The following is a 23,876-nucleotide window of genomic DNA, read 5'->3' on the forward strand; positions in this document are numbered from 1 at the left end:
CTGCAAAAAAGAAACAAACAATAAACTATAACTTATTTAAAATGAAAAATATTGCGGTAATAGGTGCCGGTACTATGGGCAACGGGATAGCCCACGTGTTTGCACAAAGCGGTTTTAACGTAAAACTGATTGACGTATCAGAAAAAGCGCTTGAAAAAGGCATCAATACAATCGCTGCCAACCTAGACCGTATGGTGGCAAAAGGTACCATAACCGAACAAGACAAGCATAAAACCATAGGCAACATTATTACCTATACCGATATTGAAGACGGAGTAGTAAATACTGACCTTGTAGTGGAAGCTGCTACCGAAAATGTAGACCTGAAACTAAAAATATTCAGGGATTTGGATAAGTATTGCGCCACCGAAACCGTTTTGGCTACCAATACTTCGTCTATCTCTATAACGCAGATTGCCGCGGTTACTAAGGCCGAAAGGCAGGATAAGGTAATAGGCATGCACTTTATGAATCCCGTGCCTATTATGAAGCTGGTGGAGATTATCCGCGGTTACAATACTTCAGACGAAGTGACCAAAGCTATAATGGAACTTTCCGAAAAACTGGGCAAAGTACCTGTAGAAGTAAACGACTACCCTGGTTTTGTGGCAAACCGTATACTGATGCCGATGATAAATGAGGCAATAGAAACCCTGTACAACGGCGTAGCCGGCGTTTATGAGATTGACACTGTAATGAAGTTGGGCATGGCACACCCTATGGGACCACTGCAACTGGCCGATTTTATTGGCCTTGACGTTTGCCTTAGCATACTTAACGTAATGTATGACGGTTTTAAAAACCCGAAATATGCCCCTTGCCCGCTACTGGTAAACATGGTACGCGCCGGTAAGCTGGGTGTAAAATCAGGCGAAGGTTTTTACGATTACAGCGAAAGTAAAAAAGCTGAGAAAGTAGCATATAAGAAGTAATAAAGTTTAAAAGAGGTAAAGTAGCGGAGTTTACTTTACCTCTTTTAAAACACATCATTTTTCTTTATATTTGTTAGTAGAAACCCGTTTTGATACTATGGAAATTACAATCAAAATAAACCCAAGAAGTAAACAGGCAAAGGCATTCTTAGAATATCTTAAGGTACTCCCTTTTATTCAGATTGAAGAAAAAGCCAATTACAGCCCTGAGTTTACTACTAAAATTAAAAAAGGGGAAGCCGACATAAAAAAAGGTAAAACCACGCGCCTAAACCCCGATAACGTATGGGAAAATATTTTGTAGAAATTACTCCTGATGCTAAAAAAGATTTAAAAGAACATTTTAAATCCGGGAATAAAGCTACTATCAAAAAAAATGAAAAGATACTTTTAGAACTCACAGAAACACCCTATCAGGGAGAAGGCAGGCCTGAGCAACTCAAACATGATTTTAGCGGCGATTGGTTCAGGCGCATAAACCAAAAAGACAGGATGGTTTACCGCGTTCAAGAAGATGTGGTTACCGTATTTATTGTTTCTGCAATGGGCCATTATAACGATAAATAAGAAATCTGTAATATCCTGAAAACTTCAATCAAAAATCTGAAATAACTTTTGGCTACAATAGTACCCTTTAAAGCAGTACGCCCATCGCGTGACAAGGTGAGCCTGGTTACCTGCCGTTCGTATGACGAATACAGCCCAGCTGAACTGGCATCGCAGCTGGATTATAACCCTTTCTCGTTTCTGCACGTGCTGAACCCGGGTTATATCAACCAACAGAAACTATCTGAGAATGTGCGTTTCCGTTCGGTGCATAATAAGTACTTTGAATTTAAGCAGGAAGAGATATTACGTCAGGAAAACACCCCTGTTTTTTACCTGTACGAGATACAGCGAAAAGGCAACACATATACCGGTATCATAGCCGGGACTTCGATTGCAGATTACCAGAAAAATATCATTAAAAAGCACGAGGATACCCTGCCCTATCGCGTATCATACTTTAAAGACTATATGCACCTTACCGGTTTTAATACCGAACCGGTATTGGTCACATATCCTGAAAACAACGAACTGGAGCAATGGATAACAGCACGCAAGCAAAAACGCCCGCTGTACCTGTTTTCATCACTTAATCGTGACAAGCACACCTTGTGGCGTGTAAAGGATGCTGCCGAGATACAATGGCTACAGGCGCAATTTGCCAATATGCCCAGCCTGTACATAGCCGACGGCCACCACCGCAGCGCATCGGCAGAAATGCTGTATGAGGAATATAAATCAGAAGGCAATGCTAATCTGGACTATTTTATGAGCTTCCTGATAGCGGAAAAAGACCTGAAAATATATGAGTTTAATCGCCTTGTTCATGACCTTAACGGACATACGGCAGGCCAGTTCCTTAAACTTTTAAGCAAAGATTTCGAGGTAGAAAACCGCCATTTAGAACTTTGGAAGCCTTCAAAGAAATTCGAATTTGGTATGTACCTGCAAGGTGAGTTTTATTCGCTTACGCTTAAAGAAGCTACTTTCAGTAATACACACGAAGCCCTTGATGCACAGATACTCTACGATAAAGTACTTCAACCGTTACTTGGCATCCACGATTTACGGAATGACGGCCGCATAGAATACCTTCCCGGTACTAAATCCATCACCGCGATTAAAGAAATGGTAGATGAGGGTCTGTTTACTGTAGGCTTCACCCTCTTCCCTGCTTCTATAGATGAAATAAAAGCGCTGGCAGACAACAACCAGATAATGCCACCGAAAAGCACGTATATTGAACCTAAGCTGAGAAGCGGATTGGTAGTGTATGAATTGTAGTGGATTTGTGGATTCGTGGATTTGTTAATTTGATTGTTCGTAAGTATTGTACCTTTGCGAGAACTATCAACTGTAAACTAAATAAAATGTCAATAGCCGATAACCTAAACAACATAAAAGCATCCCTCCCGCCCCATGTAACGCTGGTAGCAGTGAGCAAAACCAAGCCTGTGCCCGACCTAATGGAAGCCTATAGTGCCGGGCAACGTATTTTCGGGGAGAATAAAATCCAGGAAATGACCGATAAATGGGAGCAGATGCCCAGGGATATACAATGGCACATGATAGGCCACGTACAAACCAACAAGGTAAAGTACATGGCTCCGTACGTTTCACTTATACACGGTGTAGACAGCCTGAAGTTACTTACAGAAATAAACAAGCAAGCTAAGCGTTACCGAAAAACCATTAACTGCCTGCTGCAAATACACATAGCCGAAGAGGAAACCAAGTTTGGGATGGATGAAGCTGAGCTTGATGCTCTACTGGTATCGGATGAATTTACACAAATGGAAAACATCTGTGTAACCGGCCTTATGGGTATGGCTACTTTTACTGAAGATGAAACACAGATACAAAAGGAATTTACCCTCCTGAAAACCATTTTTGATAAATTAAAACAGTCAGAACTTTCGGAAAAAACTTTAAACCTGAAACCTGAAACTTTATCCATGGGTATGAGTGGTGATTACCAAATAGCAATAGCCAGCGGCAGTACTATGGTACGTATAGGCAGTAGTATATTTGGCAGCAGATAATTTTGTACATTTGCATATAACCCATTACCCCAGAAGGTAATTTTAAACTTAAACCTGAAACATTTTTCTTGTACGCAATACTCGACATAGAAACTACCGGAGGGCAGTTTAACGAAGAAGGAATAACTGAAATAGCCATTTACAAGTACGATGGCCATGAGGTTATCGACCAGTTTATCAGCCTTGTAAACCCGGAAAAACCCATACAACCCTTTGTGGTAAAGCTCACCGGCATTAACAATGCCATGCTTCGCAGCGCCCCGAAGTTCTATGAAGTAGCTAAGCGTATCATAGAAATTACCGAGGGTTGCATACTTGTAGCCCACAACGCACAGTTTGACTACCGTGTACTGCGCACCGAATTCAGGAACCTGGGTTATGATTTCGAAAAACAAACCCTTTGTACTGTAGAGCTCAGCCAAAAGCTGTTGCCCGAACAGCCATCGCACAGCCTGGGTAAACTGGTGCGTTCGCTGGGCATTCCTATCAGCGACAGGCACCGTGCCACCGGCGATGCCATGGCTACCGTACAGCTCTTTAAGCTACTGCTGCAAAAAGATACCGAAAAGGAAATTGTACGCAGCCTTATAAAAACCGAGGGGCAAAAAGGTATTTCGCCGCGCCTGCTCGATATGATTGAGGGATTGCCTTCTATTACCGGTATCTATTACATTTATAAAGAAGACGGCACGCTGATATATATTGGCAAGAGCCGTAATATAAAAAAACGCGTTAACCAGCATTTTACAGGTACTTCGCGTAAATCAAAGCGCATACAGCGCGATGCCTTTACCGTAACCTATGAAGAAACCGGCAGCGAACTTATAGCCATGCTGAAGGAATGCCAGGAAATAAAGGTTAACAAACCGATACTGAACCGCGCACAGAAAAAAACAGTCTACCCTGTTTCGCTATATGCCGAAAAGGATAAAGACGGTTACATTGCCCTGAAGCTGCTAAAAACCGATGGACGTAAAAAGGAAATCATTTCGTTTACAAGCAGTGTTGAGGCTAAAAGCGCTTTATACCGCATTACCGAAAAATACAAACTCTGCCAAAAGGTAAACGGCATGGATCCTTCGGTTAAGGAAACCTGTTTCCCTTATGGTATGGGCGAATGTAACGGTGCCTGTATAAAACAGGAAGCCCCGGCAGAATACAATGCACGCGTAGAAGAATTCATCAAAATGAACAGCTTCTATAACCAAAGCCTAATTATTATAGACCGTGGCCGTGCTATTGATGAACGCAGTGCCGTGCTTATAGAAAATGGTATTTATAAAGGCTATGCCTTTTTTAACCTGAACTATCAGGTTACACACATAGACATCCTGAAAAACATCCTGATACCAATGGACAACAACCGCGATGCCAAAAAGATTATACAGGATTACATAAGGAAAAAGAAAGCGCTGAAAACCATGCGTTTTTAAAATATTTTTCAATATTTTAAGGTATGGAAGAGAGCAAGAGAAATATTATCCCCGAAAAACTGCGGCAACGGCTGCACACCATAATACACGAGTCTGATACCCGCGCGGGCAAAACATTTGACATAGTATTACAAAGCATTATATTTCTTAGTGTAGTAGCAGTAATGCTGGAGAGTATAGAATCGGTACGCATTGTTTACGGCCGTCAGCTCATGATTATCGAATGGGTAATTACCGTACTTTTCACACTTGAATATATCGGCAGGATTATAGCAGTAAACAAACCCATAAAATATATACTTAGTTTCTATGGTATAATTGATTTGCTTGCCATGCTGCCCATGTATATAGCACAGTTGTTTCCTGCTACACACTTCCTGATAGCAATACGGGCAGTACGTTTCTTACGTATCTTCAGGATATTGAAGCTGCCACAGTTTGTAGGCGCATCAAACCAGCTTACAGGAGCCATAGCCAAAAGCCGAACCAAAATAGCGGTATTCCTGTTCAGCGTTATGGTGTTATGCATTATACTTGGTACACTAATGTACATGATTGAAGGCCCCGAACACGGCTTTACCAGCATCCCTATCAGTATTTACTGGACCATCGTTACGCTTACTACTGTGGGTTTTGGCGATATAACACCCATTACACCACTGGGCCAGCTGGTATCGGTAGTCATCATGTTTATGGGGTATGGCATAATAGCAGTGCCTACCGGGCTTGTTACCGCTCAGATAATCAGCGACCACAAGGTGCATCTTAATACCCAGGTGTGTCCTGAGTGCCATGCCAAGGATCACAGGGACGATGCCAAATTCTGCTATAATTGCAGCTCCGAACTAAATCCAAACCATGATGCCACTTAAGAAATACCTTATAACTGTTGTTGGCCCTACTGCCATTGGCAAAACAGCAATGGCTATACAACTTGCACAGCATTACAACTGCGAAATACTATCGGCAGACAGCAGGCAGTTTTTTAAGGAAATGGCTATTGGCACCGCCGTACCATCTCCAGACGAACTGGCAGCTGCCAAACATCATTTTATACAAAATATCAGCATTTTTGAAGAATATACCGTAGGTGATTTTGAACGCGATGCCATTGCAAAACTGGATGAACTTTTTGAAACCAGCGATTATGCAGTTATGGTAGGCGGCTCAGGACTATACATAGATGCCGTACTGAAGGGCTTTGACGACTTCCCTGAAATAGATCCGGCAGTACGCGAAGAGATAAAAGCCCGTTACGAAACTGAAGGCATTACTTACCTTCAGGAAGAATTGCAACGGCTTGACCCGGTCCATTATGAAAATGTAGCAAAGGAAAACCCGCAGCGTATGATGCGTGCCCTTGAGGTAAGTATAGGCAGTGGGCGCCCCTACTCTTCTTTCCTGAATATTAAAAAGAACAGCCGCAGGTTTACCCCAATAATCATCGGCCTTGAAGCCGACCGCGAACTGATGTACAACCGCATAAACATGCGGGTAGATATTATGGTACAGCAGGGACTTATTGAAGAAGCAAAAGCGCTATATCTCCACAAAGAACTGAATGCCCTGCAAACTGTGGGGTATCGTGAATTGTTCAGTTATTTTGACGGTGAATGGGATTTGGATTTTGCCATAGAGGAAATAAAAAAGAATACACGCCGTTTTGCCAAAAGGCAAATGACCTGGTTCCGCCGTACTGAGGGTACAAAGTGGTTTGATTTTACCACAGAACCGAAAGAAATCATTAATTACATAAACGAAACATCATGCCAATAGCACCGGATTTTACATCGGTATACAGTCACGACTGGGAAATAAATTTTATTCAATGCACCCCAAATGGCCTGCTGAAACATACCGAGCTGTGTAATATACTCCAACTCACTGCCGGTTACCATGCCGAAAAAGGCGGGCTTAGCTTTGCCGATATGCAGCTGCACCACCAGGCATGGGTACTTAGCCGCATGCGTGTTGAGATAAATGAACTGCCTAGCTGGCGCGATGTGGTTACGGTAAAAACCTGGATAAACGATTTGCAGGGTTCGCGCTCCATACGTGCATTGGAACTGTGGCATGGTGATAAAAAACTGGCAGGCAGTGTTACCTATTGGGCCGTTTTTAATACCCGGACCCGCAGGGCTGAATCTTTAGCGCTGCCACATGAGCATATTGAAAAATACCCTGACAATAAAGCATCTACAGAATCCTTTAAAAAAGTGGAACTCAACCGTGAAACTACCGTAGCTGCTGAATATAAAACTGTACTTAGCGACCTGGATATTGTAAACCATGTAAATAATGTGAAATATTTAGAATGGTGCCTTGATGCCATAGACCCTAAGCCTTTACTGAAACAGCAACTACAAAGCTTGGACATGAATTTTATGCGAGAGCTACAGTTGGGCGAAACCGTACAAATCCTTACCGGTAACGAGGACAAGCAAACTTTTTTCAGTATAAACAAGGATAATAAAGCCTGTTTTGCATTAGAGCTAAACTGGAAGTAATATAAAACTAATCAGGCACTTTATTCTTTGTTAAAAATAACTTTCAAAATATTTTGAAAGTTTAAAAATAATTATTTACCTTTGGTGTATGGAATTCGGAGAAGCAAAAAATAAGTTCATACAAACCTGGGGCGCATTAGGCTCTCAATGGGGTATAAACAAAACCATGGCGCAGATACACGCCCTGCTTATGGTAGCACCCGAAGCCCTGAGCATGGAGGAAATAATGGAAGAGCTGCACATAAGCCGTGGCAATGCCAGCATGAACCTTCGCTCGCTCATGGACTGGGGTATTGTATATAAGGAACTGAAGCCGGGCGAACGCCGTGAGTTTTTTGTAGCTGAAAAAGATCTTGACGAATTGGCCGTAAAAATAGCCCAGGAGCGTAGTAAACGCGAAATTAAACCTGCACTTAAAGTGCTGAAAGATGTATCGTCTTTTTCTAAAGAGGATAACTCTACCGAGGCTAAGACCTTCAGGGAGCAGACAGCCAAACTGTACGATTTTGTACTGAAAGCTGACAACATGATAGAGAAAGTTACTGAGCACAAAGACAACTGGATAGCCCGCCTTGTTATGAAGATAATGCGCTAAAATTTTTTATTACAATATTTCAATATTTTTTGAAAGTTTAAAACAATCAATACTATGAAAAATATACGCCGACTTAATAATTTTGTAGTAATACTGCCTATTATATTGGCTCTGATAGGGTTTATTGATAATGGTTTCTGGGCTTATGCAGCTTTATCTACAATACTCACGGGTTTGGTACAGGTTGTTATTGCAATTAATCATGCTGTGGATAATCCTAAACAGTCACATATATACATTTACTTTTTAGGTGTTGTGGTGTTCTTTGGCTTATGGATAGTGGGTGCCGATGTAGATTACATCTGCTTTATACCGCCGGTGCTTGCCTTTTACCGGACTTTTATTTTGTATAACAACCGTAAAGCAGCGCATCATGAATACAATCAACAACATTAACCTGATAGCCATTTGTCTGCTTACAGTTTTCACGATTATTGGTTTCGGTTTTATGGTTGAAACATTCATGTACGTAAGTATGTGGGCAGGATTTATAATAGCAGCCGCTCAGGCATTAGGTGTAATTATCTGGATTGTCCAAAAGGGCACAAATATATACATCATAGTCTATCTGTTACTGGCACTGGCAACAATACTTGTGAGGGATAGTACAATGTTTATACTGGCTCCACTTACTATAATATATCTCACTATAGTACTACACATAAAAGCGAAAAGCCATGAACCTTAACCTCCTTGCCTACTGTATATTCTTGGCTTGCACCATATACATTATTGTTATAGTAGGCAGGATTTGCTACCGCAATGGCAATACCTATGTGCTGTCGCTGATACCCGGGCATCAGGAGTTGTGTACGCGCATTAATAAAATACTGCTTACAGGTTACTATTTTGTAAACATTGGTTATGCCGCCACTACCCTTGCCAACTGGAAAAACATAGAAACCCTTACCGGTTTTTCCGAAACGCTTGCAGGCCGCATCGGTTATATAGTCTTACTGATTGCTGTGCTGCATTATGTAAACCTTTTCATCATTACCCGTTACGTGAAAAAACTTATTCATTAACTATAAATCATCTTTATATGGAAACTACAAAAATCCTTACCGGCTATTTTATTTACCTGCCTGTGGCTATTGCCCTTACGCTGGTCGTAAGTCGCACCCTGTTTAAAAACGCCCGTATTTTTATGTTGGATATTTTTAAGGGCCGTGCCGAAATAGCCGACGCTACCAACAAGCTCTTCGAAACTGGGTTTTATCTGCTTAACCTTGGCTTTGCCCTGATGATACTGCGTATAGAACTCTACAAAGACAGTTACCAGGAATTGGTAGAAGCACTGAGCTATAAAATAGGCGGTTTTAGTATTTATTTGGGTGTTATGCTGTTCCTTAACCTGTACTTCTTTTTCCGTGGCAAACGCAAAGCTAAAGAGACACCAGCCGAAGATAAAATAGTGTTTAAAATGTAAGGCTATGAAAACCCTGAAACACCAAACACTGGTATACGACAAGGACTGTCCGTTATGCAGGGCTTATACCGCCGGTTTTGTGAAGACAGGCATGCTCGATGAAAACGGCCGTCTCCCCTATGCCGACCTCAACACTGATACTTGCGCTTTTGTGGATGCTAACCGTGCACGCAACGAAATCGCGCTGATAGACCACAACAACAAATCAGTTACTTATGGTATAGACAGCCTGCTGAAAGTGCTGGGGCATTCAATATCGTTTATTGAAAAAATGGGCAAAACCAAACCAACCTATTTCTTTTTAAAAAAGCTGTATTCGTTAGTATCGTACAACCGTAAGGTGATTATCCCTTCAGCAAAAAGTAAAACCGAGGTACAGTGCATCCCTGATTTTAACCTGAAGTACCGTATTGCTTACATAGTGCTTGCAGGTGTAATGACCGCTCTTGCACTGTACCGCTATTCGCAGCTGAGGAATTATGGAAAAGCTACGTTCCCTTTTTGTCTGGAACTGTTTTTAGCCTTTGGGCAAATACCGTTTCAATGGCTGTTGCTACAAAAAGAAAGCAGGGAAACCCAATTTGAATACTTCGGCAATCTTATGACGGTATCTCTGTTTGGCTCTTTATTACTGGTATTGGGAATGATAGCAAACTCGCTTTTAGATATATCAGGAAACGCTATATTCTTCTGGTTTTTAATTACGGCAATCATCATGTTCTCAGAACACTACCGCCGTATAAAACTACTGGGTTTACGCACCGGGCTTTGTGCAGGCTGGTTCCTGTACAGGTTTCTCATTCTTATATTTACCATACTTTACGTTTTCCTAACTTACTAAAATCATCATGAAAAAAATAGTAATCGCCGCAGGTACAGGCTTCCTGGGCAAAACTCTTATTGCTTATTTTAAAGATAAAGCCGAAGAAATTATCATACTCACGCGCAATATGTTACCCAATAAAGACAATATAAAATATGTGCATTGGGATGCCAAGGCGCTTGGCAATTGGGCAACGGAACTTAACGGTGCCGATGTGCTGATAAACCTTGCCGGGAAATCGGTAAACTGTCGCTATACTATAACCAATAAAAACGAAATACTAAACAGCCGCTTAGACAGTACCGCTTTACTTGCCAAAGCAATAGCACAATGCAGTGCCCCTCCCGCCCACTGGCTGAACGCATCGACTGCTACCATATACCGCCATAGCGAAGACTTGCAGATGGATGAGAGTAACGGTGAAATAGGCTCTGATTTCAGTATGAATGTAGCCAAAATGTGGGAGCACATCTTTTTTTCAGCAAATACACCAGGCACATATAAAACTGCGTTGCGTACCTCTATAGTTTTGGGTAACGGTGGCGGGGCATTCCCCCCGATAAAAACACTGGCCAAAGCCGGGCTCGGCGGCAAGCAGGGAAACGGCAGGCAATTTATCAGCTGGATACACGAACTGGATTTTGCCCGCGCGGTAGACTTTATCATTACCCAAAAGCTTACCGGGCCGGTAAATGTAACCGCACCTAACCCAATAAAAAACACTGATTTCATGGCTATGCTACGCAAAACTATACACATGCCCTTTGGGTTACCCCAGCCCAAATGGCTTTTAAAAATAGGCGCTAAGATTATAGGCACTGAAACCGAACTGGTACTTAAATCAAGAAATGTAATACCGGTGCGATTATTAAAAAGCGGCTTTGAGTTTAAGTATAACAACGCTGAAGATGCTATTCGAAACCTTATTATCCAATAATGCAACAACAGGTTTCTTTCCCTGTGAAAAACATACAATATTAAAATATAAATTATGATAGCCCTGTTCCGCTTCCTTCACATTGTAAACCTGGTGTTTGTTACTGTAACCATATCGGTGCATACAGCAACATGGGGTAAAGGCCTGTCATTCCAGTTTTGGCTGGGGTTTTACCAGTTGTCGTTTGGCATAATACAATTGGTATCCATGCGTTTTTTTAGTTCCAAAACAAAAACCGCACTTGGCCTGTATTGGGGAATAACCGGTGTATGGCTAATATTATTCTTCGGCCTCTCAAACATTTACCCTCTACTACGCCCCATTTTACTCATTATAATCCCCATGCTAATTGCTTGTTACTCAGTATGCCTAAGCTGGCACGCACTGAAAGACCTTATTAACTATAAACCTTAAAATCATGATTATCAACATTCCAAACTGGCTCATTATACTGGGAGGTATCGGCCAAATATTCACTGCACTCATTTATCCCTACATACGCCACCGTGTTTTCGACTGGTACAACGATGTAAAACAATTAAAACCCCTGAACCAGGAAATTGCCAAAACCTATGGGCGCTACATACAGGGGCTTAATTTTAGCTTTGGGTTAATTACCAGATACCGCAGCAAACTATTTTTAAAATTGGCAGTTATGGTATGAATGCATTGTTTGTGCTGTTTGCCACAGTATATACGGGATTGCTTGTGTATAATGTTCAGATGTATTGGCAAATAAATCAATTCTGACAAGCTTTATATTTCTTTGCTTAAAAATCAAACAATAGCCATTATCCTACCGTTACCTTTGTGAAAAGCAAGTATAAACGGTTCTTACGAGATTTCATAAAATTCTCTTAAAAACAGCCCGCTACTGTTACATTTCTGTAAACTCATTTGGTTTTAACGCTGCCTTAACACGCTTTTCCGCCGTGAAAAAGACTTTTGGCAGCAACTAATTAAAAGTAACCTAAATGAAACAGAACTTCACATCGTTTTTCACTGTGGTATTCCTGCTGTTTGCAGGGATAGCATTTTCACAGGAAACAGTAACCGGTACAGTTGCCGATACCGATGGCCAGCCATTACCCGGGGCCTCAATCGTTGTTAGTGGCGGTAGTGATACCACAACTGCCGATACAAACGGTAACTTTACCCTAAGCACACAAACAACAAGTGGGCAGCTAATAGTAAGCTTCCTTGGGTTTAGTTCACAAACGGTAGATTTTACCATTACTCCGGGTACGCCCCTAAGTGTAGGTACAATAACCCTGAGCGATAATACAACTGAACTTGAAGGTGTAGTGATTGTAGGTAAAGGTGTTATAGACCTTGCACAAGACAGGCGTACACCTGTAGCCGTAAGCAACATAAGCCGCCGCGAAATACAGGAAAAATCAGGTAACCAGGAATTTCCTGAGGTTATGAAAAATACACCGGGTATCTACGTAGCCAGCCAGGCCGGTGGTTATGGTGATTCGCAAATGTATGTGCGTGGTTTCGACCAGACAAATACGGCATTCCTCCTGAACGGACAGCCTATAAACGGTATGGAAGACGGTAACATGTACTGGAGTAACTGGAGCGGTATGACCGACGTGGCCAACTCTGTACAGGTACAGCGCGGTCTTGGTTCATCTAAGCTTGCCATATCTTCAGTGGGTGGTACAGTAAACATAGTTACCAAAGCTACCGACCTTAAACAAGGCGGCTTTGCCCAGTCTATGATAGGGAACAACGATTATACCCGTACTACTGTAGGCTACAATACCGGCCTTATGGAAAATGGTTTGGGTGTGAGTGCCATGCTTACCAAATGGAGCGGAGACGGCTACAACCGTGGTACCTATGGTGAAGGTTATAACTACTTCCTTTCGTTTGGTTACAAAGCCAGCGAAAAGCATATTTTTAACTTCCTTGTATTCGGTGCACCACAATGGCACGATCAAAACTTTACCAAGCCTATTTCAAGGTACCTGCAATATGGCCGTAAGTACAACAATAACTACGGTTTCCTTGACGGAGATTACCTTAGCGAAAGGACAAATTACTACCATAAGCCAGTAGCTAACCTTAACTGGGACTTTAACATCAATGATAAAATGAACCTTAGTACTGTACTATATGCTTCATGGGGCCGTGGTGGCGGTACCGGTAACTTCGGTGCTTCATCTAATAAAAAATATACTGCAGACGGGCATATTGATTTTAATACCATACGAAATAACAACATGGCATTACCCGATGGTATAGGCCAGCTTTCTAACTCTTATCTTATCCGTAATTCGGTAAACAACCACGCCTGGTATGGTGTGGTAAGTAACTTTAACCATAAAATTTCAGAAAACCTTAGCTACAATGCCGGTATAGACCTGCGTACTTATAAAGGTACCCACTACAGGGAAGTATCTAACTTTATGGGGTTAAGCGGTTTCAGGGTACCTGCTTATGATGCCGGCCAGCCAAACCTGGACTATAACTACCATCACCTTGACGGTTATGTGGTTACAGAGCAATACAGCGCTAACCCGTGGAGTGCGTTTACAAATAAGCCAGCCGATACACAGAAGATAGACTATGACTATGACGAGCGTATAAGTTACGCCGGTGTTTTCGGGCAGGTAGAATATGCTACCAATGATTTCTCTGTATTTGCACAAGGTGCTTTTTCTAACCAGAGCCATGTACGTTGGGACCGTTGGGGATATACCCAGGCAGAAGAAAAATCGGCTAAGGTAAACAACACCGGTTATAACATTAAGGGTGGTGCCAGCTATAGTATTACAGAAAACCATACCCTATTTGCTAATGCAGGTTTCTACTCTAAGCAGCCTTTCCACGACAACATTTACCTGAACTTTGGTAACACGGTTAACCCGCTTACCGAGAATGAAAAAATTACAGGATTTGAAGCCGGTTACCGTTTCCGCAGCCAGTATGTAGACGCTAACCTTAACGGATACATTACCCGCTGGAAAGACAGGGTTACAACCACAAGTACCACTGACGCAGAAACAAATATGCTTGTTTACAGTACTAACTCAGGTGTACACCAATTACACAAAGGACTTGAACTTGATGTACATACACGTCCGTTACCGGCTCTTGATGTAAGGGGATTTGTATCGCTTGGCGACTGGAAATACGATGATAACGTATTTGTAGTAAGGCGTGATGAAAACAGGAACATACTTAGTGAAGACGTTATTAACGTAAAAGATATGAAAGTAGGCGGTGCTGCCCAAAGTACTGTAGGCCTTGGCGCTGCTTATAAAATAACCAAAGGCCTGAGTATAGATGCCGACTGGAGGAACTATTCAAGCCTGTACTCTGATACCGTACTGGAAGACTACGTGGCCCTACCGTCTTACGACCTTGTAGATGCAGGTGTTACATACAGGATTAACTTCCCTAAAACATCTATAGTATTCAGGGCAAACGTAAACAACGTTTTTGACGAGGTTTACCTTTCTGAAGTTACTTCAGCAAACCAGGTTACCGAAGGTGTTACAACCTACAAAGGAATAAATGTTACCAATAACGCTTTCTTCGGAAACGGTAGGACATGGAACTTTAGCATGCGTTACAATTTCTAAATAAGGCAATTATTTTCTTTCTGTAAAAGCCTCCTGCATACGTGTGGGAGGCTTTTATACTATATAATCCAGCAATAGCAACAAACCCAGCCAAAACACCGGTACACTTTCCACCCAAAACAGGGTGTAGTATTTAGGACGCTGTGGGCTGGCAAACTGAGTAAACAACCCTACGGTAAATATAAGCACCACGTTAGCCATGAGCTGGTGCATGTCGGTATGGGTTTTAAAAAATTCCAGGAAGTAGAACAGTGCCAATAAAAACAGGTTCAGCAAACGGGTGTTTTTAATACCTATCTTTTGGGGAACGGTTTTCAAAGCCGGGTCATCTACACTGAGATCGATGATTTCGAAAATCAGTATCAGGATAATGACAAGCAAAAAGCGTTGGCAAAATTTCAGCCAGGCGTCATGGCCCAAATCAAGCCCGGCATTGAGCAACGGCATCAGCGTAGTGATGCCCGCCCAGCACAGCGCAACGATGTATATTTTTATCCCGGCAAGGTTCCGCAGGTTGCCTTTAGGCGAAACAGGTACCGCATACAGCACTGCAAAAACAAACAGTATCAGGGCGGCAAGCTGCGCTTTATGCGAAAGCATGAAAAAACACCACGCCCCTGCTACAAGTGATAGCAGGCTAATTATTAAAACGGCTTTGTGAAAGATGCTAAGCGGAAGCCTGTTGCGGAAACGGCTTTCGTATTTTATAAAATTGTACCCGAACAGCGTACCAAAGAACGCAAAGCCCGCCATGTAAGCATTTAACGGCAGTGAAAACATGTGATTGGTCATCAATACAAGGCTTAGCACCGCCACCGAAACGTGGATGCTGCCGTGTATATAAAAGCTAAACAATCGTTTTAGTACTGCCATAATTACAAATTTAGCGAATATCACAAAGGTTATTAACTTGTGTTGAAAAATTCACAAAATCACGTTTATACACAGATAAAAATTTGAATAAAAATGACTAATTTTGTGCCTTTAAAAACAACGCACTCAACACAACATGAAAACAGATGCTTTTGCTTTGAGGCACATTGGGCCAAGGGAGGCTGACCTCCAACAAATGTTTAAAACAATTGGCGTGGAAAACATGGACCAATTGATCTACGAAACACTTCCGGACGACATCCGCCTGAAAGCACCGCTAAACCTGGATCCTGCACTTAGCGAGTATGAGTACTACAACCATATCACCAAGCTGGGCCGCACCAATAAAATTTTCAGGTCGTACATCGGTTTGGGCTACCACCCTGCCATTGTACCTGCACCTATACAACGTAATATTTTCGAAAACCCGGGTTGGTATACCGCCTATACGCCGTACCAGGCTGAGATAGCACAGGGCCGCCTTGAAGCGCTGCTTAACTACCAGACTACTGTAATAGAACTTACAGGTATGGAAATAGCAAACGCATCGCTGCTTGACGAAAGTACTGCCGCTGCTGAGGCTATGGCACTGCTTTTTGACGTGCGTACCCGCGACCAGAAAAAGAACAACGTAAACAAATTCTTCGTTAGCGAAGAAATACTTCCGCAAACCCTTAGCGTACTGCAAACGCGTTCTACACCTATAGGCGTAGAGCTTGTGGTGGGCAACCACGAAACCTTTGATTTCTCTCAGGATTTCTTCGGTGCCATACTACAATACCCTGGCAAATTCGGCCAGGTGTACGATTATGCCGCATTTATTGCCAAAGCTAAGGAAAACGGTATTAAAACTGCGGTTGCTGCCGATATTTTAAGCCTTGCCGTGCTTACCTCTCCGGGTGAGCTTGGTGCCGACGTTGCCGTAGGTACTACACAGCGTTTTGGTATCCCTATGGGTTACGGTGGGCCTCACGCAGCGTTCTTCGCTACTAAAGAAGAGTACAAGCGTTCTATGCCGGGCCGTATCATCGGTGTTACTATCGATACTAACGGTAACCGTGCACTGCGTATGGCGCTGCAAACACGTGAGCAGCACATTAAACGTGAAAAAGCTACATCAAACATCTGTACTGCTCAGGTACTGCTTGCTGTTATGGCTGGTATGTATGCCGTATACCACGGCCCTAAAGGCCTACAGTACATAGCCGGTAAAGTTCATGCTTCTGCTGCAACTACTGCCGATGCGCTTAACAAGCTTGGTGTTTACCAGACTAATACTGCTTTCTTTGATACCCTTGTGGTAAAAGCTGATGCTGCCAAAGTTAAGGCTGCTGCCGAAGCTAAGGAAATCAACTTCTTCTACATAGACGAAAACACCGTAAGCATAGCGTTTAACGAAACTACTTCGGTAAACGACATTAATGATATCATTGCTGTATTTACTGAAGTTACCGGTAAAACTGCTGAAACGGTTACCGGACTTTCTGCGGTTGCAAACTACCCTGAAAGCCTTTCACGTACCAGCGAGTTCCTGAAGCACGAGGTATTCAACAAATACCACAGCGAAACGGCTCTTATGCGCTACATCAAAAAGCTGGAGCGTATGGACCTTGCCCTTAACCACAGTATGATTTCTCTTGGTTCTTGTACCATGAAGCTTAACGCTGCTGCCGAAATGCTTCCGCTAAGCTTACCAAGCTGGAACAGCATCCACCCGTTTGCACCGCTTGAGCAGGCACAGGGCTACCAGACCATGCTGAAAAAATTGGAAGAGCAACTTAATGTGATTACCGGTTTTGCAGGTACTACCCTACAACCAAACAGTGGCGCACAGGGCGAGTACGCTGGCCTTATGGTTATCCGCGCCTACCAGGAGTCTATAGGACAAGGCCACAGGAACATTGCCCTTATCCCTGCTTCTGCACACGGAACCAACCCTGCTACTGCGCATATGGCCGGTATGGAGGTTGTGGTTACCAAAACTTCTGAAAACGGAAACATTGACGTTGAAGACCTTAAAGCCAAAGCAGAACTGCACAAGGACAACCTTGCCTGCCTTATGGTTACGTACCCGTCTACCCACGGTGTATACGAGGCTTCGATAATAGAGGTTATAAACATTATCCACGAAAACGGCGGACAGGTATATATGGACGGCGCTAACATGAACGCTCAGGTTGGCCTTACCAACCCGGGTACCATTGGTGCTGACGTTTGCCACCTTAACCTGCATAAAACCTTCGCTATCCCTCACGGTGGTGGTGGTCCCGGTGTAGGCCCTATATGTGTGGCTAAGCACCTTGTACCGTTCCTGCCTACTAACCCGGTTGTGGCTACAGGTGGCGATAAGGCTATTACTGCCATATCAGCGGCTCCATGGGGTTCTGCCCTTGTATGCCTTATTTCTTACGGCTACATTACCATGCTGGGTGCTGATGGACTACTAAGTTCAACTGAGCATGCCATACTGAATGCCAACTATATTAAAGAGCGCCTTGCAGGCCACTTTGATACACTATATACTGGCGAAATGAACCGTGCTGCCCACGAAATGATCCTGGAATGCCGTCCGTTTAAAGCGAATGGTATTGAGGTGACGGATATCGCTAAGCGTCTTATTGACTACGGTTTCCACGCGCCTACGGTATCGTTCCCGGTAGCAGGTACGCTGATGGTAGAACCTACCGAAAGCGAAAACCTTGAGGAGCTTGACCGTTTCTGCGATGCCATGATCTCTATCCGTAAGGAAATTGACGAGGCTACCGCTGAAGATAAGAACAACATACTGAAAAACGCTCCGCACACGCTTGCCATGCTTACTGCTGATACCTGGAACCTTCCTTACAGCCGTGAGAAAGCAGCGTATCCGCTGGAGTACCTTCAGGAAAATAAATTCTGGCCTGCGGTACGCCGCGTAGACGATGCGTATGGCGACCGTAACCTGGTTTGTTCTTGCGCGCCTATAGAGGCTTACATGGAAAACTAAGAGTTTCTCTTTTAAATAATTCAGCCACGAATTACCTTACTTTCACTAATCAATTGGTGAAAATTAGTGTAATTCGTGGCTTATTATTTTACTGTATATCTTTTATTAGTAAATTTGGTAAAAAGCTTCAGCTATGGAAACTACCTTTCATTTTTCTTCTGCCGACGAAATTTCACCGGATTTCATTGAAACGATTAAGGCCGCGTTTAAGAAAAAACCGATATCTATAACAATAGAAGAGGATTTTTATATCCCTGCCTGGCAAAAAAAAGAAACACTTCGCAGACAACAGCACATAAAAAATCATCCTGAATCCCTAATCGATTTTGACACTATGATGACAGAATTAGAAAAGGAACTGGGTGATGAAAATTAAAAAACATGTTGCTGATACCGTAAAATCAGACTTAAAAGAAGCTGCTGAATGGTATAATAATGCCCGTAAAGGTTTAGGTCATATATTTCTTAAAGAAGTAAGTAATATGGTAAACAATATTATTGAAAATCCAGCAGCTTACGGAATTAGATATTCCAACATTCGGGTAGCCTTCACAAATAAATTCCCGTACGGGATACACTATGAGTTTCTGCTTAAAGAAAACCAGGTCAATATTCTGGCAGTGTATCACACTTCACGAAATCCTGAAATCTGGGAAAAAGAGTAAAGGGCTATAAATCTTTTATTGTATTTAGGCTATAAAGCATTTGACTTTCTCATAAAAAAGACAGATTTTTGGCATTAAACTAATTCTACAAACAATAAATGAAATACCTGTATATTACGCTTTCCTTATTCCTGCTTGCATCGTGCGCAGATGAAAAAAAATCTCAGGCTGAAACCAAACCCGAAAAAACTGATCTCGACTTTTACAAGCTAAAAGGCAATGTGACATCAGTATCTGAAAAATCATTTAAAGTTGGCCCTGACGGTAAAAATGAGCCAGGCAATGAAATAGCCTCTGAACACGATACCGACCTTTACTTTGACGAAATCGGTATGTTGGTTTCTGAAAAGAAATGGCTTGGCAATAAGGCTTTTGAAGAGTCTTCATATACCGGCAGGGAAAAGTTGCTAAGGCGTACCCAGTTTTTGAATGGGGTACCTTCTATGGTTACGGAAAACCAATGGGATGCCGCCGGAGACAATATACTGGCCACCATACGCCGTAACCCCGATAACAGCCAGTTGGGTAAAATCACTTACAAGTATGAAAACGGTAAACCGATAGAGAAGATAACTTACAATGCCCAGGATAATCCACTGGATAAGAGTACCTACATGTACGACGATAAGGGCAACCTTATAGGTGAAAACCTTTACATGGGTACGGAAATTATAAAGGTAAAAGCAAAGTATGAGTACAATGCACAGAACCTGAAAATTGCCGAAAGCCGTTACAGCGAAGAAAAGCTGAACTATAAAACTACGTACCAGTATACCGGTAAAAACCTTGTTAAAGAAGAAACCACAGACGATAAAGGCCAAACTGAGTACGTAGAAATATTCAACTACGATGCTGCCGATAATGTATTCAGGCATATAACTACAGAGCGCTATGATAATTCTGAAACTACAGATACGTATAAATACGACAAGGATAAGAACGTAACATTACGGGAACGCGAGAGAAAAGGCTCGCCTAAAGTTACTATTGAAAATATTTATGACGATAAGGGTAACCTGGTTTCGGTACGTACAACCGATGCAACAGGCAAGGTACTGGACGACCGTAAGTACGTATACACCTACGACGACCACAACAACTGGACGAAAAAAACAGTAGTTGTTTTCAGTAAGCCTGCCTTCAACGTAGAACGTAAAATAACCTACCAGGAAGCAACTACTAAGTAAATTTAGGATTGCTAAATTCCTCAATTTATACAAAATAGAAAAACAAATAGGCCGCTTTTCAGCGGCCTATTTTATAATATTTACATAGTAAACTATTTAAGTGCAGCAATACTTTGCTCTAGTACGGCTATTTTAGCCAGGGCATCTGCCTCTTTCTGGCGCTCTATGGCTACTACCTTTTCAGGGGCGCTGTTTACAAATTTCTCATTGCTAAGTTTCGCCTGTACCGATTTGAGGAAACCACGGTTGTAGTTAAGCTCCTCCTCTATCTTGGCTATTTCCTCCTCAATGTTCACATTGCCCGTTACAGGGATAAAGTACTCGTTACTCTTCACACGGAAGGTAAGCGCACCGCCTACTTTGTCTGAAACGTATTCCACAGCACTTACATTACCCAGCTTGGTAATCACACTGTCAAAGGCTTCAGAAGCGTTTTCGGTATTGATAGCTTTCAGTTCTATAGCATCCTTAAACGGAATGTTCTTATCCTTCCTTATGGTGCGGATACCCGCTATAACCTCGGTAGCAAATTCGAAGTCAGCAAGCAGCTTCTCATCATACGGTTTGGCTTCAGGCCATTTCGATACGATAAGCGCTTCTTCGGCACTGCGCTCAGCAATATGTTGCCAAATCTCTTCTGAAAGGAATGGCATAAACGGATGCAACAGTTTCAGGTTGCTTTCAAGCAGTTCTATAGCCTTGGCAAAAGTAGCGCTGTCTATCGGCTGCTGGTAGCCCGGCTTTATCATTTCCAGGAACCATGAACAGAAATCATCCCAAACCAGCTTATAAATAGCCATAAGCGCATCGCTGATACGGTATTTCTCAAAATGGTCTTCTATCTCAGCAAGCGTTTTCTGTAACTTGGCTTCGTACCATGCTATGGCTTTCGCCGAATGTTCCGGCTGGGCTATGTCGGCTACCTCCCACCCTTTTATCAGTCGGAACGCATTCCAAACCTTGGTGGTAAAGCCTTTGCCCTGGTTGCACAATTCTTCGTCAAACAGTATATCGTTACCTGCAGAAGCACTCAGTAGCAAGCCTACACGTACACCATCGGCACCGAATTTCTCTATCAGGTCAAGCGGATCCGGAGAGTTACCCAGTGACTTACTCATCTTACGGCGCTGACTGTCGCGTACCAGGCCGGTAAGGTATACATTGGTAAACGGTTTTTCGCCTGCGTATTCATATCCTGCAATAATCATCCTTGCTACCCAGAAGAAAAGGATATCCGGACCCGTAACAAGGTCATTTGTAGGGTAGTAATATTTAAACTCTTCGTTTTCAGGCTCCAATATACCACCGAATACACTCATTGGCCATAACCAAGAGCTGAACCAGGTATCAAGCGCATCAACATCTTGTTTCAGGTCGGCGGCAGTAAGTGCAGTGTTACCGGTTTTGGCTATAGCCAGTTCCAGTGCAGTAGCAGGGGTTTCGGCAACCACAAAATCTTCTTTACCATCACCATAATAGTAAGCAGGTATCTGCTGGCCCCACCATAACTGACGCGATATGTTCCAGTCGCGGATGTTTTCAAGCCAATGACGGTAGGTGTTATTGAAACGGCTCGGGTATAGTTTTACCTCCTCGGTTTCAAGTACGGCTTTAAGCGCAGGCTTAACCAGTTCATCCATTTTCAGAAACCACTGGTCACTAAGCCTTGGTTCTATAACCGCCTTGGTACGCTCTGATGTACCAACTTTGTTAAGGTGCGTTTCAATTTTTTCAAGGCTGCCAATGGCTTCAAGCTCTTTGGCTATTTCATCGCGTACCACAAAACGGTCTTTACCGGCATAGTGCAGGCCAAAACTGTTCAGTGTGGCATCTTCGTTAAATATATCTATGATTTCAAGGTTGTGCTTGTTGCCAAGTTCCTTGTCATTCACATCATGTGCCGGAGTCACCTTTAGTGCGCCGGTACCAAATTCCATATCTACATACTCATCAAAAATAACAGGTATCACACGGTTGGCAATCGGCACAATAGCCTTTTTGCCTTGCAGGTGCGTATAACGCTCATCATTCGGGTTGATGCATATAGCGGTATCGCCCAAAATGGTTTCCGGGCGTGTAGTGGCTATTATAATGCTATCATCAGTACCTTCTATTTGGTACTTAATGTGGTACAGTTTACCCTGACGCTCTTCGTAAATAACTTCTTCGTCACTTAGCGTAGTCTTAGCTTCAGGATCCCAGTTTACCATACGGTAGCCACGGTAAATAAGGCCTTTGTTATACAGGTCTACAAACGACTTTATAACCGAAGCGCTCATATCCGGATCCATAGTGAACTTGGTACGTTCCCAGTCGCACGAAGCGCCCAGTTTTTTAAGCTGTTCTAAAATTACCCCGCCGTATTTTTCGGTCCATTCCCATGCATGCTTCAGGAATTCCTCACGGGTAAGGTCAGCCTTGTTGATGCCTTCCGCTTTCAGTTTGGCAACCACCTTAGCTTCGGTAGCTATACTGGCATGGTCTGTACCCGGCACCCAGCAGGCGTTAAAGCCCTTAAGGCGTGCACGGCGTATAAGTACATCCTGTATGGTATTGTTCAGCATGTGGCCCATGTGCAGCACCCCGGTGACGTTTGGTGGCGGGATTACTATGGTGTATGGTGTACGGCTATCGGGTTCTGAATGGAAATAATTGTTTTTCATCCAATAGTCGTACCACTTACTCTCTACTGCTTTCGGGTCAAATTGTGCTGGAATACTCATATATCAGTTAACTTAAATAAACGCCTGAAAAATGGCGCGGATTTTGTAAAATTAAATGCAAAAGTAACCATATAAGCACAATTACAAAAAAACACAGGCATTATTTGTGGGTATAGCGGATATGTTTATTTTTACGGATACAAAATGCATAATACATGAAGAAATTTTTACACTTAGTAGCCATGCTGTTTATCGTTGTTACTGCCAATGCACAACAGGGCGCCAAAATAGAATATAAAAGCGATACCATAGATTATGGTACTACTAATAAGGACGAAGATAACGGCCTGAGGGTGTTTGAGTTTAAGAATACCGGTGATGCTGACCTTGTAATTACCGAAGTAAAATCATCTTGCGGATGTACTGTACCCAGTAAGCCGAAAGACCCGATAAAACCGGGACAAACCGGAAAGATTGAAGTAAAGTATAACATGCATGCCGGGCCTATACGTAAGACGATAACCGTACAGAGCAATGCTGTAAATGTTACCGGTGGCACCGTAGTGCTAAAGCTTAAAGGCGAGGTAATAGAAAAAGAAAAGGTAGATGTACTGCAAAAGAAAAAGACCATAATGGACCAGTAGTTAAATACTGTCTGGTAA

26 protein-coding genes are annotated in these 23,876 nt (G+C 42.8%); 24 read left to right on the forward strand and 2 right to left on the reverse strand.

What is annotated here, in order from left to right:
* Nucleotides 1–41: 41 nt before the first annotated feature.
* The 19 genes from ACZIX4_RS10165 (at nucleotide 42) to ACZIX4_RS10255 (ending at nucleotide 14,840) form a co-directional block, all read left to right on the forward strand.
* Nucleotides 42–932: a 3-hydroxyacyl-CoA dehydrogenase family protein gene (locus ACZIX4_RS10165; RefSeq protein WP_463335521.1), complete on the forward strand. Its 891-nt coding sequence runs from the start codon at nucleotides 42–44 to the stop codon at nucleotides 930–932.
* Nucleotides 933–1,029: 97 nt separating this feature from the next.
* Nucleotides 1,030–1,236 (forward strand): DUF2683 family protein, encoded by a 207-nt coding sequence (locus tag ACZIX4_RS10170; RefSeq protein WP_463335522.1) that lies wholly within the window; start codon nucleotides 1,030–1,032, stop codon nucleotides 1,234–1,236.
* Nucleotides 1,218–1,499, forward strand: a complete 282-nt coding sequence (locus ACZIX4_RS10175; protein WP_463335523.1) for a Txe/YoeB family addiction module toxin — start codon at nucleotides 1,218–1,220, stop codon at nucleotides 1,497–1,499. Before ACZIX4_RS10170 ends, ACZIX4_RS10175 begins: the two co-directional genes overlap by 19 nt.
* 48 nt (nucleotides 1,500–1,547) lie before the next feature.
* On the forward strand, nucleotides 1,548–2,762 hold the full coding sequence (locus tag ACZIX4_RS10180) for a DUF1015 domain-containing protein (protein WP_463335524.1): 1,215 nt from the start codon (nucleotides 1,548–1,550) through the stop codon (nucleotides 2,760–2,762).
* An 86-nt stretch (nucleotides 2,763–2,848) separates the two neighbouring features.
* A complete protein-coding gene (locus tag ACZIX4_RS10185; RefSeq protein WP_463335525.1) occupies nucleotides 2,849–3,520 on the forward strand; it encodes a YggS family pyridoxal phosphate-dependent enzyme in 672 nt (223 codons plus the stop codon).
* Between the two features lie 68 nt (nucleotides 3,521–3,588).
* On the forward strand, nucleotides 3,589–4,953 hold the full coding sequence (locus tag ACZIX4_RS10190) for an exonuclease domain-containing protein (RefSeq protein ID WP_463335526.1): 1,365 nt from the start codon (nucleotides 3,589–3,591) through the stop codon (nucleotides 4,951–4,953).
* A 23-nt stretch (nucleotides 4,954–4,976) separates the two neighbouring features.
* Complete coding sequence (locus ACZIX4_RS10195; protein WP_463335527.1) at nucleotides 4,977–5,825, forward strand: ion transporter; 849 nt, start codon at nucleotides 4,977–4,979, stop codon at nucleotides 5,823–5,825.
* Entirely contained in the window at nucleotides 5,815–6,729 is a 915-nt protein-coding gene (gene miaA / locus ACZIX4_RS10200) for a tRNA (adenosine(37)-N6)-dimethylallyltransferase MiaA (protein WP_463335631.1), read from the forward strand. Before ACZIX4_RS10195 ends, miaA begins: the two co-directional genes overlap by 11 nt.
* Nucleotides 6,720–7,460, forward strand: a complete 741-nt coding sequence (locus tag ACZIX4_RS10205) for an acyl-[acyl-carrier-protein] thioesterase (RefSeq protein WP_463335528.1) — start codon at nucleotides 6,720–6,722, stop codon at nucleotides 7,458–7,460. The genes miaA and ACZIX4_RS10205 overlap by 10 nt, the downstream gene beginning before the upstream one ends.
* A gap of 88 nt (nucleotides 7,461–7,548) precedes the next feature.
* A complete protein-coding gene (locus ACZIX4_RS10210) occupies nucleotides 7,549–8,055 on the forward strand; it encodes a GbsR/MarR family transcriptional regulator (RefSeq protein ID WP_463335529.1) in 507 nt (168 codons plus the stop codon).
* Nucleotides 8,056–8,109: 54 nt separating this feature from the next.
* Complete coding sequence (locus ACZIX4_RS10215) at nucleotides 8,110–8,451, forward strand: hypothetical protein (RefSeq protein WP_463335530.1); 342 nt, start codon at nucleotides 8,110–8,112, stop codon at nucleotides 8,449–8,451.
* The gene (locus tag ACZIX4_RS10220) at nucleotides 8,429–8,743 is read left to right on the forward strand and encodes a hypothetical protein (RefSeq protein ID WP_463335531.1); all 315 of its coding nucleotides are present in this window, start codon (nucleotides 8,429–8,431) and stop codon (nucleotides 8,741–8,743) included. Before ACZIX4_RS10215 ends, ACZIX4_RS10220 begins: the two co-directional genes overlap by 23 nt.
* Complete coding sequence (locus ACZIX4_RS10225; protein ID WP_463335532.1) at nucleotides 8,733–9,080, forward strand: hypothetical protein; 348 nt, start codon at nucleotides 8,733–8,735, stop codon at nucleotides 9,078–9,080. The genes ACZIX4_RS10220 and ACZIX4_RS10225 overlap by 11 nt, the downstream gene beginning before the upstream one ends.
* Before the next feature lie 17 nt (nucleotides 9,081–9,097).
* Nucleotides 9,098–9,484 carry a hypothetical protein gene (locus ACZIX4_RS10230; RefSeq protein ID WP_463335533.1) on the forward strand — a complete coding sequence of 129 codons (387 nt, stop codon included), beginning with the start codon at nucleotides 9,098–9,100 and terminating at the stop codon, nucleotides 9,482–9,484.
* Between the two features lie 4 nt (nucleotides 9,485–9,488).
* Entirely contained in the window at nucleotides 9,489–10,325 is an 837-nt protein-coding gene (locus ACZIX4_RS10235) for a thiol-disulfide oxidoreductase DCC family protein (RefSeq protein ID WP_463335534.1), read from the forward strand.
* A 7-nt stretch (nucleotides 10,326–10,332) separates the two neighbouring features.
* Nucleotides 10,333–11,244 carry a TIGR01777 family oxidoreductase gene (locus tag ACZIX4_RS10240; RefSeq protein ID WP_463335535.1) on the forward strand — a complete coding sequence of 304 codons (912 nt, stop codon included), beginning with the start codon at nucleotides 10,333–10,335 and terminating at the stop codon, nucleotides 11,242–11,244.
* A gap of 54 nt (nucleotides 11,245–11,298) precedes the next feature.
* Nucleotides 11,299–11,658 carry a hypothetical protein gene (locus ACZIX4_RS10245; RefSeq protein WP_463335536.1) on the forward strand — a complete coding sequence of 120 codons (360 nt, stop codon included), beginning with the start codon at nucleotides 11,299–11,301 and terminating at the stop codon, nucleotides 11,656–11,658.
* Between the two features lie 4 nt (nucleotides 11,659–11,662).
* Nucleotides 11,663–11,908 (forward strand): hypothetical protein, encoded by a 246-nt coding sequence (locus ACZIX4_RS10250; protein WP_463335537.1) that lies wholly within the window; start codon nucleotides 11,663–11,665, stop codon nucleotides 11,906–11,908.
* 310 nt (nucleotides 11,909–12,218) lie between these two features.
* The gene (locus ACZIX4_RS10255) at nucleotides 12,219–14,840 is read left to right on the forward strand and encodes a TonB-dependent receptor (protein ID WP_463335538.1); all 2,622 of its coding nucleotides are present in this window, start codon (nucleotides 12,219–12,221) and stop codon (nucleotides 14,838–14,840) included.
* Between the two features lie 54 nt (nucleotides 14,841–14,894).
* Here the strand turns inward: ACZIX4_RS10255 and ACZIX4_RS10260 are convergent, their stop codons facing one another.
* On the reverse strand, nucleotides 14,895–15,713 hold the full coding sequence (locus ACZIX4_RS10260) for a UbiA prenyltransferase family protein (RefSeq protein WP_463335539.1): 819 nt from the start codon (nucleotides 15,711–15,713) through the stop codon (nucleotides 14,895–14,897).
* A 136-nt stretch (nucleotides 15,714–15,849) separates the two neighbouring features.
* On the opposite strand from ACZIX4_RS10260, the gene gcvP reads away from it, so the two are divergent.
* The 4 genes from gcvP (at nucleotide 15,850) to ACZIX4_RS10280 (ending at nucleotide 20,551) form a co-directional block, all read left to right on the forward strand.
* A complete protein-coding gene (gcvP, locus tag ACZIX4_RS10265) occupies nucleotides 15,850–18,699 on the forward strand; it encodes an aminomethyl-transferring glycine dehydrogenase (protein ID WP_463335540.1) in 2,850 nt (949 codons plus the stop codon).
* A 133-nt stretch (nucleotides 18,700–18,832) separates the two neighbouring features.
* Nucleotides 18,833–19,075: an addiction module protein gene (locus ACZIX4_RS10270; RefSeq protein WP_463335541.1), complete on the forward strand. Its 243-nt coding sequence runs from the start codon at nucleotides 18,833–18,835 to the stop codon at nucleotides 19,073–19,075.
* Nucleotides 19,065–19,364 carry a type II toxin-antitoxin system RelE/ParE family toxin gene (locus ACZIX4_RS10275; RefSeq protein ID WP_463335542.1) on the forward strand — a complete coding sequence of 100 codons (300 nt, stop codon included), beginning with the start codon at nucleotides 19,065–19,067 and terminating at the stop codon, nucleotides 19,362–19,364. Before ACZIX4_RS10270 ends, ACZIX4_RS10275 begins: the two co-directional genes overlap by 11 nt.
* Before the next feature lie 98 nt (nucleotides 19,365–19,462).
* Nucleotides 19,463–20,551, forward strand: coding sequence for a hypothetical protein (locus tag ACZIX4_RS10280; RefSeq protein ID WP_463335543.1), 1,089 nt, complete (start codon nucleotides 19,463–19,465; stop codon nucleotides 20,549–20,551).
* A gap of 92 nt (nucleotides 20,552–20,643) precedes the next feature.
* On the opposite strand, the gene ACZIX4_RS10285 is transcribed toward ACZIX4_RS10280, so the two are convergent.
* Complete coding sequence (locus ACZIX4_RS10285; RefSeq protein ID WP_463335544.1) at nucleotides 20,644–23,274, reverse strand: valine--tRNA ligase; 2,631 nt, start codon at nucleotides 23,272–23,274, stop codon at nucleotides 20,644–20,646.
* Between the two features lie 155 nt (nucleotides 23,275–23,429).
* Between ACZIX4_RS10285 and ACZIX4_RS10290 the strand changes: the two genes are divergently transcribed.
* Nucleotides 23,430–23,858, forward strand: a complete 429-nt coding sequence (locus ACZIX4_RS10290) for a DUF1573 domain-containing protein (RefSeq protein WP_463335545.1) — start codon at nucleotides 23,430–23,432, stop codon at nucleotides 23,856–23,858.
* Nucleotides 23,859–23,876: the final 18 nt, after the last annotated feature.

This window comes from Flavobacterium niveum, assembly GCF_055231775.1.